Consider the following 17,729-nt stretch of genomic DNA (forward strand, 5'->3'; position numbering starts at 1 on the left):
CCTTGCGGTGTCAGCCACCGCAGAAAGGACGAGCCGATGCTTCTCGACCGCCGCACTGCCGACAAAATCCGCTCTCGGCGATTGGCGCGCAGGTCGCGCCTTCTTCTCACGTTGGTGGCCGGGCTCGCCGCACCGATCGCGGTGGCGCAGCAGGCGGAGGTGCCGCCCGGCGCGCCCGAGACGCCCTATGTCGACCCCGACAAGGCTTATCTGTTCGCGCACATGACCAAGGAACGCTACGGCGTATTGTTCTACTCGGTCAGCCGCGACGGCCTCCACTGGCAGCAACTGAACGGCGGCAAGGCGGTGTCGGAGGATTACCACGGCCACCCATCGATCGCGCGCGGGCCCGACGGCCGCTACTATCTCGTCGGCAACAAGAGCGACGAGGATCCGCTGATCCGTTTCTGGGTGTCGGACGACCTCGTTCGCTGGACGCCGTTCGGCACCTACAAGCCCGATCTGATGCACGTCCCCGGCCTCGCCAACCCGTTGCAGCGGATCGGCGCGCCCAAGCTGTTCTTCGACGAAGCGTCCAAGCGCTTCATGCTGACCTGGCACACCGCGACGGTGCCGGGCGTCCCCGAGGATCCCGAGCGTTACTGGGCGAGCCAGCGGACGCTCTACGTCCTGTCACCCGACCTGAAACGCTTCACCGGCGCGCCACGCCGGCTGTTCGACTGGGACATGGCGACGATCGACACCTTCGTGGTCCCGAACGACTCTGCGCCCGGTTATTGCGCGATCATCAAGGATGAACGCTATCCGTCGTACAATTGGACGACAGGCAAGACCGTGCGGATGAGCTGCGGGCCAACGCTGACCGGTCCCTATCCCCTGCCCGGCCCGTCGCTCAGCCCCAACTTCCGCGAGGCGCCGACGCTGATCCGCGCACCGGGCGACAAGGACTGGTTCCTGTATTACGAGCAATATGCCGGAACCAGCTACGGCCTTTCGAAGGCGCCGCGCCTTTCCGGTCCGTGGTTTCAGGTGTCGGGTAACTCTGGCGTCGACAAATGGGATCGCTACACGATGCCCGCGGGGCTCCGCCACGGATCGATGATCCCGATCAGCCGCAAGCAATATGATGTGCTGGTCGCGGCCTATCCGGCTGCGGCGGCTCGGTAGAACTATCGTCCAAAGGTGATGCAATGAACCAAGTGCGTCTGGGACTGGTCGGCATCGGCAAGATCGCGCGCGACCAGCATTTGCCCGCGATCGCTTCAGTCGCGACGTTCGATCTCGCCGCCACCGCCAGTCGCGCAGCGCAGGTTGACGGCATCGACGCTTATCCGTCGATCGAGGCGATGCTGGCGGCGCGCGGTGACCTCGACGCCGTGTCACTGTGCACGCCGCCATCTGGGCGCGTCGATCAGGCGCTGGCGGCACTACGCGCGGGCAAGCACGTGATGCTGGAAAAGCCGCCTGCGGCCACCGTGTCCGAGGTTGCGCTGCTGGACGAGGTCGCGCGCGACGCTGGCATGACGCTGTTCACCACCTGGCACTCGCGCGAGGCCGCCGCGGTCGACACCGCGCGCGACTGGCTGGCGGACAAGCGCATCCGGGCCTTGCGGATCGACTGGAGGGAGGACATCCGCAAATGGCACCCCGGACAGGACTGGATCATGGCGGCGGGCGGCTTCGGCGTGTTCGATCCCGCCATCAACGCGCTTTCGATCGCGACCCGTATCCTGCCGCATCACCTGCTGGTCAGCGCAGCCACGCTATCAGTGCCCGCGAACCGCGTCAGCCCGGTCGCCGCGACCGTTCAGATGCGCTGCGGTGATGCACCGGTGGAAGTCAACCTCGACTTCCTGCAAACCGGTCCGCAACGATGGGATATGGAGGTCGACACCGACGCGGGCACGCTCGTCTTGCGCGACGGCGGACGCACGATCGCGCTGCCCGGCACGCCGGCGACGACCCAACCGAACGAGGAATATTCACGACTCTATCGTCGCTTCGCGGACCTGATCGCGAGCGGGCAATCGGATGTCGATGTCAGCCCGCTGCAACTAGTCGCCGACGCCTTTCTGGTAGCCGAGCGGAAAACGGTCGAGCCGTTCGACTTCTAACGCTCAGCGGTCGCGGACGATGCAGCGGAACCCGATGTGGCTGGTCGGGCTATCGATCGCCTGCGGATGCCGTGCCGCAGGGCTATAGCGACGGCAATAATCGGGCGCGCACAGATGCGAGCCGCCCTTGATGACGCGGCGTCCGATCCGCTGGCCGCTACCGGGATCGTAACTCTCGCGCAGCGTCGTGCCGCGCGGGTTGTCGATGGTGCAGCAGCTCTTGTGCGTTCGGCCCCCGGACACGCCGTACCAGTCGCGCGTCCATTCCCACACGTTGCCGATCATGTCGAACAGGCCGTAGCCATTGGGCGGATAGCTGCCGACCGGCGTTGTACGGCAGGCCGTGTCCGGCGGGCGCACGACCGGAAACGTGCCGCGCCAGTAGTTCGCCATCACCGCACCGCCCGGCTCCAGTTCGTCGCCCCAGGCATAGTCGCGCGCCTCCAGTCCGCCGCGCGCCGCATATTCCCACTCCGCCTCGCTCGGCAGCGCCTTGCCCAGCCAGCGCGCATAGGCTTCCGCATCGACCGGCGCGACATGCACGACCGGGTGATCGTCCGCTCCGGTCAGGCCGCTGTCGGGGCCGGTCGGATGCTGCCAATCGGCGCCCGGCACGAACGCCCACCAGCGCGACGGATCATTGAGCGGCACCGGCACGTCGCTCGGCTGGAACACCGCCGAGCCCGCGACGATCAGCGAAGGGTCGACGCCGGGATATGACGCGGGATCGGGTGCGCGCTCCGCGAAGGTCGTGTACCCCGTCGCCGCGACGAATGCGGCGAACTGCGCGTTGGTCACCGGCGTCGGATCGATCAGGAAGCCGCCGACCCGCACTTGCCGGCACGGCGCCTCCTCGGGATAGAAGTTCTCCGCCCCCATGCGGAACGTACCGCCGGGGATGCGGATCATGCCTTCGCGCGCTGCCTTCGCCACGCCTTCCCCTACCCGAACGCGCCGTCCCGGTCGATGCGGGTCGGAATCAAAGCCGGAAGCGGACGCCCACGCGGTACACGCTTTCCAGGAACCGCGTCTGGAAGATGTAGCTCTGCCCCAGCGTGTTGAACTGCCGCCGGTTCTGTGCCGCTGCACCCAGCAGGTTGTTGACGTTGAAGGTGAAGGTGATGTTCGGCGTCGGCGTCAATGTGGCGGCGAAATCCATCGTGCCGCGCCCGTTCTCGATGATCGGCAGCGTCGGCCCGATCACGCCCGCGCCCAGCGCAGGGTCGGCGACCTGCCCGTACCCGACGATGAAGTTCGAGCGGTAATTGTACGACAGTCGCGCCGACAGCTCGGGCGTGTCGTAGAATGCCGAGAGATTGTAGGTGTGCTTCGACGTGCCCGCGATCCGCTGCTGGCCTGCGAGCGTCGCGGCTAGGTTCGGCGCCAGCTCCGATGTGGCATCCAGATAGGTGTAGTTCACCAGACCGCCGACATTGCTCAGCCAGTTGGGCAACCACGGCGCGCGCAGGAAGGTGCGGAACCCAGCCTCGACGCCGTCGACGCGTCCCCTGCCGCCGTTGTCGGGCCGGTTGAGCCGCAGGCGACCGAACTGCGCGTCAGGCACGTCGGTGACGAAGGTGTTGATGAACCCGTTCAGGTCCTTACGGAATGCGCCGACCGTGAATGACCCGCTGCGCGAGAAATACCATTCGAGCGAGGCGTCGTAATTGTTCGACCGGATTGGTTGCAGGTCGGGGTTGCCGCTGCTCGCGCTGCGCACGCAGTCGGTGCTGTTCGGATCGGTCGTGCAGATCGTGGGTAGCGCGCCGATCGTGACGGTAGGGTTCAACTGACCAAAACCTGGCCGCGTCCGCGTCTGCGTAAAGGCCAGACGCAGCTGCAACTCGCGTGTCAGGTGCGCGCGAAGGCTGACGTTGGGCAGGTAATCGGTGTCACGCGAACTGCTCGAGATCGGCGTCACCGTCGTCACGCCGTTGGTGGTCGAACGCCTCAGCCCGCTGACCTCGGCATCGGCACGCGTCGCGCGGAGGCCAACCTGACCGTCGATCGGAATACCCAGATCGAACGCGTAACGCGCCTGCAGATAGGCCGAATAGATATCCTCGTTGCTCTCGAAAATCGGCGTGCCGAAATCGAGCCGCCCCGGCGCAATCCCCAGCCGCCCGCGCAGGCCGTCCAGGTTCGCGTCCAGACTATCCACCGTGGGCGTCAGCCACGACCGGAGCGAGGGCACGTCATCGTTGCGGAACCCGCGCGGCGCCGACTGATACTGGAGCGGCAGCAGTGAATACAGCTGGCCCCCCGGCGCGTTGACCGCCTGCACGTTGTTGTACGATTCCGCCGTGCGCCGCGAATAACGCACGCCCGCCTGCAGTTCCGACAGGCCGAACCGGTCGAGCTTGTACTCGGCGTCCAGACGCCCCTGCCAGCTGCGGCCATGCCCGCGCGCGGCGGTCTGCGTCAGCCCGGTCCAGCGATAATTGTTCGCGTTGAACAGATCGTAGTTGAGAAGCGTCACTGCGCCGCCGCCGACGCCCTGCGGCGCATCGAACTCGAAATGCCGCCCCGGCGCCGATGTCAGCGCATAATTGAACGCGACATTGTAGTTGGTGAAGGTCGAATCGGTGAACGCGACATCGCCCGTCAACCGCGCCGGCCCATCGGTCAGGATAAAGCCGCCGCCCGCCTGATAGGTGTCGGTCCACTGATCGTTGATGTTCTGCGCGCCGCTGGGTGCCGGACCGGTGCCCGCCGCCGCGTCGAAACTTGCTGCCTGATTGGTACCGGGGAACAGCGTCACGTTGCTGAGCGTCGCAGTGTCGCTTGCCACTACCTGCATGTTGCGGTTGCCGTTCTTGGCGCGATAGCCCTGAAACAGGCCATCGAGGTAGATTTCCAGCGCCGCGCTCGGCCGCCACTGAAACGCCGCCGCGGCGTTGGGACGGTAACGGATGCCGGTGCCGTAGTCAGTGTTGACGAAATTGGGATAACGCAGCTGCGCGATCCCTGGCACGTTGGTGCGGTTGCGGATGTCCTGCGCATTCACGCGCGAGGAATCGGTGAACTTCGTGTCGGCGTATGACCCTTCGATCAGGAAACCCATCTCGCCGATCCCGGTGTCCCAGCGCGTGCTGAACAGCCCGTTCGCCTCAATCCCCAAATTCTGCGATTGATACCAGTGGACGCCGTTGACCGCACCGATCAGCGTTGTCTTCTTGAAATCGAACGGCTGACGCGAGCGTACGTCGATCAATCCGGCAAGACCGGGCTCGAGCAGATTGGCGCTCGATGACTTGTACACGTCGATCCGCGCGATGCCGTTGGCGGGAAAATCCTGCAACTGGACGAAGCGTCCCTCGGCGGTAAAAACCTCGCGCCCCTTGTAGGTGGTGGCGAGGTCGACGAGGCCGCGCACGGTGACGCCCTGCGCGATGCCGGCGTTGCGCGTGACCTGTACGCCCGGAATACGCGCGAGCGATTCAGAGGCGGTCACGTCGGGCAGCTTGCCGATGTCCTCGGCCACGACCGAATCGACGATCTCGTTCGAGTTCTCCTTTTTCGCCTGCGCGCTTGCCAAGCTGGCGCGAATGCCGCTGACGACGATGTCAGGCTGGGGCGCGTCGGCGGGAGCATCCATGTTGGGCACGGTACCGGCCGCGCCGGTCTCCTGGGCCGATGCCGCCGCCGAAACCAGCGCCAGTGCCGCCGCCGACACGCCGGTCAGTAGCTTCATGCCTCCACGAGCCATCGTTTATTTTCCTCCCCCTATTTACTCCGCAATTATCATATCAATCTGCCTGCGCAAGAGCACATAGATGTGCCGGAGAATGTCGCGCCTTATGTTTGTTGCCGCCGGAAATAGATGACAAAGCCGGCGACATCGTGCGCAGTACCGAGCGTTGATCCCACGACAACCAGCCCGGCACGTGCCAGTTCGGGGTCCTGCATCATCGCTCTCAGCGTCACCCAGGTAGCTTGCACTTTGTCGTAATCATCGTTGTTGGCAGTCGCCCCGGACACTTCGCAGGTCGATGCGCCGCACGTGATCGTCAGCGGCCTTCCATGTCCGATCTCGGGAATTTGCCGCAGCGCCATGTCGAGCCTTCCCTCGGCCTGTGCTGCCCAGTTTTCGTCTTTCGCTTCACTACGGACCTTCATGAACAGTTGATCGGCATCGTTCTGGAGCGGATCGGCGCGGGTCTTCGCCGCTGACGACGCCGACGGCTGTGATAATGAACGCGCGGGCGCCGGTTCCTGCGCTGAACGCTGCACCACGACCACCCCGGAGGCTTGCGGTGCAGGCGATTGGTTCACCCACCAGCCGAGCGCGCCGCACACTGCGACGCCGGCAGCCGCCATCGCTGCCATGACGTACTTCTGCATATCACCTCCTGGCGACCGGCCGCGTGCTGCCGCCGGTCGCGCCCGATCAGATCAGTATCCGCTGCGCGCGTAATATTGGATGCAGGCGGAACCTTGCAGGCGCCCGGCGATCTCCAGCACCTGACCGCCCGCGACGGAAAGCAGCGGCGCCGAGTAATTCGGGCACGGATTATTGCCATCGGGGTTGGGCACGCTGACCGGGGCGGAGATCGCGACCCACGGTCCCGCCGGATTGCCGCTGGCACTCTTGAACAGCGTCGAGCCGCTGCCCGCCGCGATCGTGTTGTCGGCATTGCGCAGCTCCTGCCCGACGACCAGGATCGCGCCGTTCGCCATCACCGCATTATAGGGCGCATGCGCGAAATAGCGGCCGTCGGACAGCCTGAGCGCGGTGCCGACGTTGCTTGCATTGCCCCAGTTCCATCCATCCGTGGACGTCCGATAGAAGGTCGTGCACGCGGCCGGGCCGCACATTTCGTAGGTCATGAAGCGCGTGCCGCTCGCCAGCCGGCCGACGACCGCCATGCCGGGCCGGTCATTGTTGACCGTGCTGACGACTACGTCGGTCTGGTCGACCCAATTGGTGCCATTGTAGCTGCGCTTCATCAGCAATCGCTGACTGTGCACGCCGTCGGTTTCGTCCGAATAGAACATCACCAGCGCGCCGTCGTTCGCGACGATGAATTCCGGCTCCCACAAACCGCCGCCGCTGCTTGGCGAGGCGACCGGCGTCGCCACGTAGCGCCACGTCCGCCCGTTGTCGGTGCTGTGATAAAGCTTGATCTTCATGACTTTGCGGTCCGTGCTTTGCCCAACCGACCCAGCCCAGATCATCGTGCCCGCCGCCATTGAACCGATCGCGCGCGGCAGCACGAAGATGTTGCCGCAGCACAGCCCGGTCGAGAATTCAGCGTCGTTGATCTGCCCGACTTTCGCGAACGACGCGCCTGCGTTGCTGCCGGCGTAAACATCGACATGTGCGCCGCTGTCGAACGAGGTAACGGTGGACACCAATTCGCCGTTCGGCATCGTACGCACGCGTGCATACATCGCGCTTGTCGTGCTCAGCTGCGATTGTGCCACCGCCGGTTGCGCAACGATCGGCAGGGCGATCAGCGCCGTCGCCGCGAGCGCACCAGCCATGGGCCAGGCGATCGACCGACGCGAATGCTGCCTCTTCATCAATCCTCTCCTCGTTCGACCTCGTCCCGCAACAGTTTGCGACCGAGTCGATAGGAATAATATGATGAATGATTATCATTGTCGCTTCTATTATGTTTTAAGCAGCGAGAGGTAGCGAGGGCATCATCAACACGTGCCGCCCGTGAGATGCTGGAGGGAGCCGGGGCTTGTCGGGTGAGGTCTCAACGAAACAGGTCAACACCCGCGAACGACGCCTTTCCGTGCATTGGCCGTTCCGAGTGCTGGCTCACTCAACGGCGATTAGCACCATCGCCGCGGCGCGCCGGATCGCCGCTCTTCCCCGCACGCTTTCCCTCTCGATGCGCGGACCGGCCCCTGCCGCACAATCGTCCCACAGATCCATTAAGGAGATACGATGCCGCGTTTGAACCGTGTGAGCCGTTGCCTCGCCACCCTGGCGCTGATCGCCGCCACCACGACGCCAGCTGCTGTAGCGCAGCACGCAGGTGGGTGGGTGCGTGCGTGGACCGCAAGTCCGCTTCCTCCACCGCCCGACAAAGTCGTGACGATCGAAAACGCCACTTTGCGCGCGACCGTGCGCACTGGTGCCGCAGGCCCGGCGCTTCGCCTGCGACTGTCGAACGAGCACGGCAGCGATGTCGTCCGCGTCAACGCTGCCACGATCCGCGGCCCCGGCGGTACGTTCGTCCCCGTCACCTTCGGCGGCAAGCGCGAGGCGCGGATCGAGATCGGCGCACCGCTGGTCAGCGATCCCGTTCGCCTTCCGGTCAAGGCGTTCGATCTGGTCGACGTGTCGCTGTTCGTGAAGGACAAGACCCCGCTCAGCACCGCGCATCAGGCCGGCGGCGCCCCCACGATCATCTCGGCTCCCGGCGACTTCACCAATGCCGCGCAGTTTACCGAGGCACAGCGCAGCACCTTTCGTCCGCTGATCGCGGGACTGGACGTTCAGTCACCCGCACAACGCCCGATCATCGTCGCGTTCGGCGATTCAATCACCGACAACACCGGCTGCGCCAATGACGCACCCGTGATCTGCCGCTGGGGCGACGCGCTCGCGCGGCGCTTCGCCGCCGCTGGCCGACCCGAGGTAGTGATCACTCAGGCGATCGGCGGCAACCGCCTGCTCGCGCCCGGTGCCGGACCCAGCGCGCTGATGCGGTTCGACCGCGACGTGCTCAGCGTGCCGGGCGTCACGCACGTGGCGATCCTGGAGGGGATCAACGACATCGGCACGATCGCGCTGGCGAAACCCGGCGAGCCGCTCGTCACCGCGGATCAGCTGATCGGCGCCTTTAAACAGCTGATTGCGCGCGCGCACGAACACGCCATTAAGGTCGTCGGCTTCACCATCCTGCCTTACCAAGGCTCGGGCCGCTACACCGACGCGGGCGAGGCGGTGCGCGTGGCGGTCAATCGCTGGATCATGACCGGCGGCGGCTTCGATGCGGTGTTCGATCTCGAAAAGACCGTCGCCGATCCCGCGAACCCGAAGCGGCTGGCCACGCCGCTGCAGTTCGGCGACGACCTGCACCCCAACGACGCGGGTGAGACGAAGATGGCGGAGGCGATCCCGCTGTCGCTGTTCCGCTGAGGATAGCGCGCGGGCGCTGCCGCTCCGGCGGTCGCGCCCGCGCTTACTCGCCGATCCGCAGTACTCCGATAGAGGCCGGATCACCGATATCGATCGGCACCAGTCCGAAATGCATCCGCCACGGCGCGGTCGGGTCGTTGCCGAACATCGTGTACCAATAGCGCCCCTGCTTGTCCCTGAACGCGGTGCCGTGCCCGCCGTGCGGCGCACCCATGCGGCGCTCGCTGTACGGACCTAGCAGCGAACGGGAGGTGCCGTACATCATATCGTACGTGCCGTGCGTGCGCAGCGGTCCGTTCCATTCGGCACCGGTCAGGAAATACACGCCGTCGACCTTGATCAGGCCATTGCCTTCGTATCCGACCGGATCACCTTTGCGGTCGACCAGCTTGTGCACCGGTCTCTCAAAGCCGTCGCGCCGCGCGTTCAACTTGGCGATGCTGCCGCCGCCCCACAGGAAGTACAGCCCGTCGTCGTCCTCGAAGGGAAAACCGTCGATGCCGGTGACCAGATAGCTCTTGGTTACATTAACGTACGGCCCCGTCGCCTTGCCGCTGGTCGAGCGATACAGCCACGTCTTGCCGCCCACACCGCGCTCCATCACCGAGAAGGCGAGGTAATAGGTCTTGTCGTGCGCGACCCACTTGATCTCGGGCGCCCACAGTTCGGCGATGTTGCCGCCGAAGTCGTATCCCATCCCCTCCCAGCGCCAGATGAAGCCCACGTCGTCCCATTTCACGAGATCACGCGAGCGCCACAGCTTCACGCCGCCATCGGGCCGGTGATAACCGTAACCGTCGAGCGTGCCGACCAGGTAATAATAGCCGTCGTCGCCCAGCGTGACCGATGGATCACGCATCGTCTCCGACGTGATCAGTGGCCTCCGCGCCGCAACCGCGCTGTCCTCGGTGATGACCGATCCCGCTTGCCGCAGCCGTCCATCGGGCGCGCGCTCCAGCGGCACCAGCCCGACCTGTTCGCAGAACAACGCGAAACTATCGTCGCACTTGGGATTGTACACCGCCGTCAGCACGCCGCCCTCGCCGCGCAGCAGCGACCCGCGCCCCGCATGCGGCACTGCCAGTGCGCGTTTGGTGAATTGGCCATACGGGCTAGGTGCCTCGGCGACGAACAAGTCCTCGGTCGCGGTACGCAGCCGCCCAGTCACCTCGCTCGCCGCCAGCACATAGCGGTCGCCGTCTCGGATCATCGTCGCGCCGCGCGTGCCGATGCGCGTACGCACCGGCCAATCCTTGCCCACCGGCGGCGTCTTCGCGAACAGCGCCTGATCGGGCTTGAGGTGTCGCGGCGCTTCCGCCAGCTTCTGCATGTCAGCGGCAAGCCGGGCGATCATGCCGCCGCCCCAGATCAGATAAGCCGCGCCATCGATGTCGACGAACAGCGAGACATCGCTCGCATCCTCCACCAGGCACGGCGAGGCCGCGAAGGCACCACCGAGCGTCGCAGCGCTCCCCACCGCCACGCGCGCGCACCCGGTCTTGTCGGAGAAGGCCAAGTACAGCCGGTCGCCCGCCACCGCCACCGACGGCGCCAGATAACGCTCCGACACGTCGTCGGGTGCGATCCCGTTGCCGCCGATCTTCGCCAGCCCGACACGCGTCCAGGCACGCGCGTCGGGAGAGGTCCATAGCTCAACGCCGTGGCGCGGCGGGTTGCGCAAGCTCGTACCGGTCAGGATCCAGCCGCCGCCGGGCAGCCGCGCCATCGACGCGTCGCCGATCGGCCGTTCGGCGAAGATCGCCGCGACCGGCTTCGCGCCCGCGTTTGGTTGGACGGTTGCATTTGCATCCATCGACGGATGATCGGCGAAGATGTCGTCGGCGACCGCCTTCTGCCGCCCGCCTTGCGCAGTTGCGGGCGCGATCGAGGGCGCGGTTGCAACGGCGGCAATTGCGAAAGCCGATGCGAGGAAGATGCGACGGCTCGTCATCGCTGCATCGCCCTGAAATCGTCGATCCACGCGTAGTTAAAGGCCGCGCTGCCGTCCGGATTCGGCTGCACCGTCCGCCCGGCATAGACGCTATTGATCAGCCACGGCGTCTTCTTCGGCCCCCACCCGTCCGACATCGACGCACCCTGACGAAAGCCATAGGTCGCGACGGCCAGACGGCCGGTCGCGCGAAACATCGCCATTTGCCGCGCAAGGTAATGCTTGCGTGTCTCAAACCACGGGCTCATCCGCAGGAAGTCGTCCCACTTCGTTTTGGAGAAAGGCGTGGCGAGCGCTGCCTTCACGACCTGCCAGTTCTGCGTCGTGCGCGGCAGCTCATATCGATCGGCGAAGGCGGGCGCGACCGCCTGCGGCATCTGCGCCTGCCACCACCAGATCAGCGAGAATTCGGTGACTAGGAACGTCTGCTCGGGCCGCATCCGCGGCAGGATGTAATCGAGAAATGCCTTAGACGCCTCGATCCGGCTGACGTGCGGATGGATGTTGACGCCGTCCAGTTCCGGTGTCGCCTTCACGAACGCCATCCACCGCTCGGTTGTCGCGTCGCGCCATGCCGGCTTCTCGAGCTGGTTGAGCGCGCCCATGTACAACCGCGTCCTGCACGTCGGCGCGCAATGCGTGGTGCGGTAATCGATCACACGCCGCGCGAGCCGCTCGTAGAAGCGGTTGAAGTTCGGGTTCCAGTCCTGCTGCCGGCTCTCGATGAACGGCTCGTTGCCGATCACCAGCACGTCGACCTTCCCCATCACCAGCGGCAGTACCGCGTCGGTACGCGCGACCTGTCGGCGGAACTCCACACCGTCGGCACTGGGAAACGGCACGCGATTGTACGGGTATTTAAGCGTCAGGATCGTCCGGTACCCGCGCCGGCCGAGATCGAGGATCGTCCTGACCGCGCCGTGGTCCGCCGCCGGGGCGCGATCGAGCTGCGGCATCGGCAGGAACAACCGCACCCATTTCGCGTCGGCCTTGTCGAGATCGCGCGTGTCCACGTCCTCGAAATGCTCGTTGTAATTGGCGCCCAATGCTCCGGCTGCCTTCGCCGGGACCGCCTGCGCGACGCCCGAGCCGATCAGCACCGCGACGCTCAGCGCAGCAATCAAACAACGAAAGACCGATCCCGCTTTCGTCATCCTGCCTTCACTCACGGCTTTGCCGGCACGCTGGGCCGCGTCGGTCGCGTGTTCGCCAGCTCGAGCGAGACGGGCCTGGGCTGCGCGTCGAGGTAGCGCTCGAGCCTTGCCTTCACCTGCGGCATGACCGCCACCATGTTTCGCGTCTCGCCCGGATCGCGCGTCAGATCGTAGAGCTCGTAATCGCGCGCGCCGCTGCCCTCCAGCGTCCAGCGCACCAGCCGGTAGTCGGCCGTGCGCACCGCCTGCCCGATCCGCCCCGGGCGGTTATAGGCGTGATAGGCATAGGGTTTCACCACCCGCGCAGGGTTGCGCAGCGCGGGCGACAGATCGATGCCGTCGACCGGCTGCATCGTTTTCGGGTAGGCGAGCCCGGCAAGCTTCACCAGCGTCGGGTAGACATCGACCGTCTCGGCGATCTGGCGTGGCGCCTGCCCTGCCTTGCCGGTGCCGGGCCCGGCAATGATCAGCGGCTGGCGCACCGCCTGCTCGAAATTGGTGTGCTTGGTCCAGATGCCGTGGTCGCCCAGGTGCCAACCGTGATCGCCCCACAGCACCACGATCGTGTTCTTCGCCAGGCCCTGCCGGTCGAGCGTGTCGAGCACCTTGCCGATCTGCGCGTCGACGTAGCTGACACCGGCGTAATAGCCGTGGATCAGCTTGCGCTTCAATTCGGGCGAATAGTCCGCACCCGACTTCGACCCCTCTGGGACGGGTTTATAGGCGGCAATCTCCCCGCCCAATTTGCCGGCGAACGCAGGCGCGCCATCGGGTAGGCGTTCGAAGTCGGGCATCGGCAACTTGGCGGGGTCGTACATGTCCCAATAGCGCTTGGGTACCGAGAAGGGCAGGTGCGGCCGCGCGAAACCCACCGCCAGGAAGAACGGCGTGCCCGACGCCTTCAACTCCGCCAGCCGCTTCGACGCCCGCGCCGCGATACGCCCATCGGCATAAGCATCGTCGGGCACGTCCGGGCTCTCCCACGCCACCCCGCGGCCGAGCGAGCGGGCGTAGGTCCACACGTTGCCGGTAATCGGCACCTCGTTGAATAGCGCCTCTTCCTGCGTCGGCTGCCCGCCGGTGCTGGCGCGCTCAACATATTCGATCACATGGTCCTTGACCGGCGGACGCGACCAGCTCTGCGGGTCGTCGTGCGAACCGTGGCCGACGTGGAACACCTTGCCATAGCTCTCGGCAGTATAGCCTTGCTGCTTGAACAGCTGCGGCAGCGTGACTGCGTTCGGAATATAATCGCGCACGTCCATGCCGAATTCGTAGATGCCGGTGGAGGTCGAGCGGCGGCTAGTCATCAGGTTGATCCGGCTCGGCGCACACACCGCCTGATTGGCATAGGCATGTTCGAAACGACTGCCGCGCGCTGCCAGCCGGTCGATGTTCGGGCTGATCGCGGTCCGGTCACCGAACGAACGCAGCGTCGGCTTCAGATCATCGATCATGATGAGCAGCACGTTAGGGCGCTGCGCCGCGGTTTCTTCCGGCGGTCGCGGTTTCGACCGGCGCGCGGACGCGACACTCGCCGGCGTGCCCGCCAGCATGACCGTCATCGCCAGCAATCCGGCGATCCGGCGGGGTGCTGCAAACCCTCGCATCATGCTTCCCTCTTTCTCGATTGCCGCGTCAGGGGTGGACGGCTGCGCCCGTCGCGTTCGATCCGGTCGAGCTGCGCCGCCATCGCCCGCACACGCGCAGGCTGCTGCGCGGCCAGATCGTGGTGCTCTCCCGGGTCACGCGCGAGGTTGAACAATTGATCGTGCGGCTGCGTCCCGATCGGATTGCCGTGGAATGCGCTCGGCTGCGCGCCTCCGCGCACGAACTTCCAGTCGCCGACGCGCAGCGCGAGCACGCGCGCCCCGCTACCCGATACGCTTGCGCCGTTGGTCACCATCAGCTTGGTGTCCTCGACCACATGGTCGCGCCCGCGGTCGCTATGCCCGAACAAGGCCGGGCGCAGGTCGAAACTGTCGACCGCCTGATCGTCGGGCAGCGGTTGTCCCACCATCGCGGCGAGTGAGGCGAGCAGGTCGACGTGGCTGACGATCGCGCGCGACACATGCCCGGCGCGCGCGCCGCCGGGCCAGTGGACGATCATCGGCACGCGCGTTCCGCCCTCGTAGATGCTGTACTTGCCGCTGCTGTACGGTCCCGAGATGCGGTGCGCGCCCGCCAGTTCGGCCGCGTGGTCGGCATAGCCGTCGAACAGGATCGGGCCGTTGTCGCTGCTGAAGATCACCAGTGTATCGTTGGCCAGGCCCTGCTGCTCCAGCTCGCGCATGAATGCGCCGACCGTCCAGTCGAGCTGGAGAATCGCGTCGCCGCGCGGCCCCATGCCCGATTTGCCAACGAAGCGCGGATGCGGGGCGCGCGGCACGTGCGGTTCGTTGACTGCATAATACAGGAAAAAGGGCTGCGATTTGCGCGCACGCACGAAATCGATCGCCTTTCCCAGCAACACGTCGGACAAGGCCTCGTCGCTCCAGCGCGCCTTCTCGCCGCCGCTCATGTAACCGATCCGGCTTATACCGTTGACGATCGTGCCCGAATGCTCCGGGTCGGCACCGAACTTCAACTGCTGCGGCTGCTCGGCCCCGGTGGGTTCGTCTCCAACCTTGCGCTTGTAGTCGACGCGAATCGGATCGTTCCTGTCGAGGTTCACGACCCGCCGGTTCTCGATCAGCACTGTCGGCACGCGGTCCAGCGTCGCGGGCATGTAGAAACCGTAGTCAAACCCGATGTCGAGCGGCCCTGGGCCGATCTCGCCATTCCAGTCGACCGTGCCGTTGCCCAGCCCCAGATGCCATTTGCCGACGACACCGGTGGCATAGCCTGCGCGCTTCAGCATCGCGGGCAAGGTGAAGCGGCCGGGCTGGATGATCGCGGGCGCGTCGCCCGGCAGGATCTGCGTGCCCGATGCGCGCCAGGCATAATCCCCGGTCAAGAGCGCGTAACGAGACGGCGTGCACGTCGCAGACGGCGAATGCGCGTTGGCGAAGCGCGTACCCCCCGCGGCGAGCCGATCGATGTTCGGTGTCGCGATCGTCCGGGCGCCGTAACAGCTGAGATCGCCGTAACCCAGATCGTCGGCATAGATGACGATGATGTTGGGGCGAGCGCGACGCGAGCTACTTGCCTTCGCGTGGGCTACCGTAGAGCAGACCAGCGCAGTACCTGCGAGCAGTACCGTCCGGCGCGTGACTGCCTCGCTCATCAATCCCCTCCTTTGTTGTGATATTTATCATACAGGTGAATTGAAGGCGTACAAGCCGGTGGGTGAGTACAGAGAGGTAGCGCGTTTCCGCCTCTCGTCATTCCGAGGAGAGGGCGCTCCCACTTGGCAGCGGCGGTGGCTCGGCACTGGGCTGAACCCGTGCAACTCAGGCCACCGCACCATGAAAGACCCCGCCGGTCCATTGGCGTATCTCGGCAGATAGTTACCGCTGTGACTTGCAGGCGCGCGCCGGGGTGTTAAGCCGCTAACACGCTTTCCTCGCGTTGCTTGCGGAGTTCCGATGCGCCTGATCCCCCTCGCCGCCCTCCTGCTCGCGACCGCTGCTCCGGCGCTCGCGCAGACGATCCATCAATATGGCGCGCTCGCAATCGCGCCGGCCGGAGACCGGGTCGCGGCGGTGGAGAATGGCGCGGCGCGCGGCGTCATCACGCTGCGCAGCGCCGCCGACGGCCGCATCCTCAGAACGATCGATCCGTGCGCGACCTGCACATACTCGGGACTGACCTTCGCGCCCAACGGCGACCTCATCTTCCTCGCGCGCGATGCGAAGGCGGGCAATGTGCGCCTGATGGACGCGGACGCGAAGACCACGCGCACCATCGCAACCGTAGCGGGTATCGCGCAGACACCCCGCGTGTCGCCCGACGGAAAGCGCGTCGCGCTGCTCGTCACGCTGGGTGCGGCCAAGGAGTCGGGGGCGACGCAGGCGGGCGTTCGCATGGTCGGCGAAATCGGCGAGAAGAACGACGAACAGCGCCTGGCCGTGTTCGACCTGTCGCGCGAGGCCGCGACGGTGACCCCGCTGTCGCCCGCGGGCCGCTACATCTACGAATATGACTGGACGCCCGATGGGCGCAGCTTCGTCGCGACCACCGCGCTCGGCAACGGCGACAACAATTGGTGGGTCGCCAGCCTCGATGCAATCGACGCGACCACCGGCGCGGTGCGGTCGATCGCGAAGCCCGCGATGCAGCTCAACCAGCCGCGCGTCTCGCCCGATGGGCGCACGGTCGCGTTCATCGGCGGGTTGATGAGCGATTTCGGCTCGATCGGCGGCGACGTGTTCACGGTGCCGCTGACGGGGGGCACGCCGCGCAACATCACCGAGGGTGCCAAGTCGACCGTGACGACGATCGACTGGACGACGGGTGGCTTGCGCGCAGTGACGCTGGCGGGCGACCAGCTGCAGTTCGGCACGCTGACCCCCGGTCAGGCGGTCAAGCCCGCCTTCTCCAGGCCGGCGAGTTCGGCCGCGGGTGACGGTCGCGCGGTCTTCTCTGCCGACGGGCGTGTCGCAGCGGCCGTGGTGCAGGATTACGAGCATGCGCCGGCGATCTACGCCGGGCCGCTGGCGAGCGTGCGGCAGGTCACGCACGACAATGACGCGCTGACCGCGCCCGGCACCGCGCGCAGCGTGTCGTGGAAGAATGAGGGCTTCGACGTTCAGGGCTGGCTTCTCGCGCCCAAGACGGCCGCGGCGGCGGGCAAGGCGCCGATGATCACGATGGTCCACGGTGGGCCCTCGGCCGCGAACATGCCGGGCTATCTCGCGCCGACGACGATGAACGCCGCACTGCTGAATGCGGGCTATTACGTGTTCCTGCCCAATCCGCGCGGCAGCTACGGCCAGGGCGAGGCGTTCACGGCCGCCAACAAGCGCGACTTCGGCGGCGGGGACCTGCGCGACATTCTGGCGGGCATCGACGCGGTCGAGCGGGTCGCACCGGTCGACAACAACCGGCTCGGGCTCGGCGGGTGCAGCTATGGCGGGTTCATGGCGATGTGGGCGAACACGCAGACCAACCGGTTCAAGGCGATCGTCGCGGGTGCGGGACTGTCGAACTGGGTCAGCTATTACGGCACCAACGGCATCGACCAGTGGATGCTGCCGTTCTTCGGCAAGTCGATGTACGACGACATGAAGGCGTACGAGGACGTGTCGGCGATCTACCAAGCGAAGAAGGCAAAGACGCCGACCTTCATCTACGTCGGCGAACGCGACATCGAGGTGCCGCCGACCCAGTCGATCGAATGGTGGCACGCGCTGAAGAACCAGAACGTGCCGGTCAGCCTGGTGATCTATCCCGATGCGGGCCACTGCGTCAGCGGCGCGGAACAGTCGAAGGACGTGCGCGCGCGCTCGATCGCGTGGTTCGACCGCTACGTAAAGGCGGCGCGCTGATCGCCATTGCGAGCGCTA

At 66.0% G+C, this 17,729-nt stretch carries 12 protein-coding genes; 4 read left to right on the forward strand and 8 right to left on the reverse strand.

Translation table 11 applies throughout. The features are described from left to right. Positions 1 to 36 precede the first annotated feature (36 nt). Together QZ847_RS15500 and QZ847_RS15505 are read left to right on the forward strand one after the other, a co-directional pair. Entirely contained in the window at positions 37 to 1,128 is a 1,092-nt protein-coding gene (locus tag QZ847_RS15500; RefSeq protein ID WP_294358194.1) for a glycosyl hydrolase family 43, read from the forward strand. A 23-nt stretch (positions 1,129 to 1,151) separates the two neighbouring features. Further along, positions 1,152 to 2,075 (forward strand): Gfo/Idh/MocA family oxidoreductase, encoded by a 924-nt coding sequence (locus QZ847_RS15505; RefSeq protein ID WP_294358197.1) that lies wholly within the window; start codon positions 1,152 to 1,154, stop codon positions 2,073 to 2,075. A gap of 3 nt (positions 2,076 to 2,078) precedes the next feature. Here QZ847_RS15505 and QZ847_RS15510 read toward each other — a convergent pair whose 3' ends face one another. The 4 genes from QZ847_RS15510 to QZ847_RS15525 form a co-directional block, all read right to left on the reverse strand. Next, entirely contained in the window at positions 2,079 to 2,984 is a 906-nt protein-coding gene (locus QZ847_RS15510) for a formylglycine-generating enzyme family protein (RefSeq protein WP_294358300.1), read from the reverse strand. A 70-nt stretch (positions 2,985 to 3,054) separates the two neighbouring features. After that, on the reverse strand, positions 3,055 to 5,769 hold the full coding sequence (locus QZ847_RS15515) for a TonB-dependent receptor (protein ID WP_294358202.1): 2,715 nt from the start codon (positions 5,767 to 5,769) through the stop codon (positions 3,055 to 3,057). 104 nt (positions 5,770 to 5,873) lie between these two features. Next, positions 5,874 to 6,419, reverse strand: coding sequence for a hypothetical protein (locus QZ847_RS15520; protein ID WP_294358205.1), 546 nt, complete (start codon positions 6,417 to 6,419; stop codon positions 5,874 to 5,876). 51 nt (positions 6,420 to 6,470) lie between these two features. After that, the gene (locus tag QZ847_RS15525) at positions 6,471 to 7,601 is read right to left on the reverse strand and encodes an exo-alpha-sialidase (RefSeq protein WP_294358207.1); all 1,131 of its coding nucleotides are present in this window, start codon (positions 7,599 to 7,601) and stop codon (positions 6,471 to 6,473) included. Positions 7,602 to 7,977: 376 nt separating this feature from the next. On the opposite strand from QZ847_RS15525, the gene QZ847_RS15530 reads away from it, so the two are divergent. Further along, positions 7,978 to 9,177: an SGNH/GDSL hydrolase family protein gene (locus QZ847_RS15530; protein WP_294358210.1), complete on the forward strand. Its 1,200-nt coding sequence runs from the start codon at positions 7,978 to 7,980 to the stop codon at positions 9,175 to 9,177. A gap of 43 nt (positions 9,178 to 9,220) precedes the next feature. Here QZ847_RS15530 and QZ847_RS15535 read toward each other — a convergent pair whose 3' ends face one another. Genes QZ847_RS15535 through QZ847_RS15550 form a run of 4 tightly spaced genes read right to left on the reverse strand, consistent with a single transcriptional unit; the run spans position 9,221 to position 15,508 of the window. Then, a complete protein-coding gene (locus tag QZ847_RS15535; RefSeq protein WP_294358213.1) occupies positions 9,221 to 11,128 on the reverse strand; it encodes a family 43 glycosylhydrolase in 1,908 nt (635 codons plus the stop codon). Continuing rightward, positions 11,125 to 12,282 carry a hypothetical protein gene (locus QZ847_RS15540; protein WP_294358215.1) on the reverse strand — a complete coding sequence of 386 codons (1,158 nt, stop codon included), beginning with the start codon at positions 12,280 to 12,282 and terminating at the stop codon, positions 11,125 to 11,127. The genes QZ847_RS15535 and QZ847_RS15540 overlap by 4 nt, the downstream gene beginning before the upstream one ends. An 11-nt stretch (positions 12,283 to 12,293) precedes the next feature. After that, entirely contained in the window at positions 12,294 to 13,895 is a 1,602-nt protein-coding gene (locus tag QZ847_RS15545) for a sulfatase (protein WP_294358217.1), read from the reverse strand. Continuing rightward, positions 13,892 to 15,508 carry an arylsulfatase gene (locus tag QZ847_RS15550; RefSeq protein WP_294358222.1) on the reverse strand — a complete coding sequence of 539 codons (1,617 nt, stop codon included), beginning with the start codon at positions 15,506 to 15,508 and terminating at the stop codon, positions 13,892 to 13,894. The genes QZ847_RS15545 and QZ847_RS15550 overlap by 4 nt, the downstream gene beginning before the upstream one ends. 301 nt (positions 15,509 to 15,809) lie before the next feature. Here QZ847_RS15550 and QZ847_RS15555 point away from each other — a divergent pair, with 301 nt between their 5' ends. Further along, entirely contained in the window at positions 15,810 to 17,711 is a 1,902-nt protein-coding gene (locus QZ847_RS15555; RefSeq protein ID WP_294358225.1) for a S9 family peptidase, read from the forward strand. The last annotated feature ends 18 nt before the right edge of the window (positions 17,712 to 17,729 follow it).

This window comes from uncultured Sphingomonas sp. (assembly GCF_913778135.1).
Lineage (GTDB): Bacteria > Pseudomonadota > Alphaproteobacteria > Sphingomonadales > Sphingomonadaceae > Sphingomonas.

Coding starts and splice junctions, on each gene's coding strand:
- QZ847_RS15520 (WP_294358205.1), bottom strand. CDS start 6,419: ATGCAGAAGTACGTCATGGCAGCGATGGCGGCTGCCGGCGTCGCAGTG.
- QZ847_RS15540 (WP_294358215.1), bottom strand. CDS start 12,282: ATGACGAAAGCGGGATCGGTCTTTCGTTGTTTGATTGCTGCGCTGAGC.
- QZ847_RS15545 (WP_294358217.1), bottom strand. CDS start 13,895: ATGATGCGAGGGTTTGCAGCACCCCGCCGGATCGCCGGATTGCTGGCG.
- QZ847_RS15500 (WP_294358194.1), top strand. CDS start 37: ATGCTTCTCGACCGCCGCACTGCCGACAAAATCCGCTCTCGGCGATTG.
- QZ847_RS15510 (WP_294358300.1), bottom strand. CDS start 2,984: ATGATCCGCATCCCCGGCGGTACGTTCCGCATGGGGGCGGAGAACTTC.
- QZ847_RS15535 (WP_294358213.1), bottom strand. CDS start 11,128: ATGACGAGCCGTCGCATCTTCCTCGCATCGGCTTTCGCAATTGCCGCC.
- QZ847_RS15505 (WP_294358197.1), top strand. CDS start 1,152: ATGAACCAAGTGCGTCTGGGACTGGTCGGCATCGGCAAGATCGCGCGC.
- QZ847_RS15550 (WP_294358222.1), bottom strand. CDS start 15,508: ATGAGCGAGGCAGTCACGCGCCGGACGGTACTGCTCGCAGGTACTGCG.
- QZ847_RS15515 (WP_294358202.1), bottom strand. CDS start 5,769: ATGAAGCTACTGACCGGCGTGTCGGCGGCGGCACTGGCGCTGGTTTCG.
- QZ847_RS15525 (WP_294358207.1), bottom strand. CDS start 7,601: ATGAAGAGGCAGCATTCGCGTCGGTCGATCGCCTGGCCCATGGCTGGT.
- QZ847_RS15555 (WP_294358225.1), top strand. CDS start 15,810: ATGCGCCTGATCCCCCTCGCCGCCCTCCTGCTCGCGACCGCTGCTCCG.
- QZ847_RS15530 (WP_294358210.1), top strand. CDS start 7,978: ATGCCGCGTTTGAACCGTGTGAGCCGTTGCCTCGCCACCCTGGCGCTG.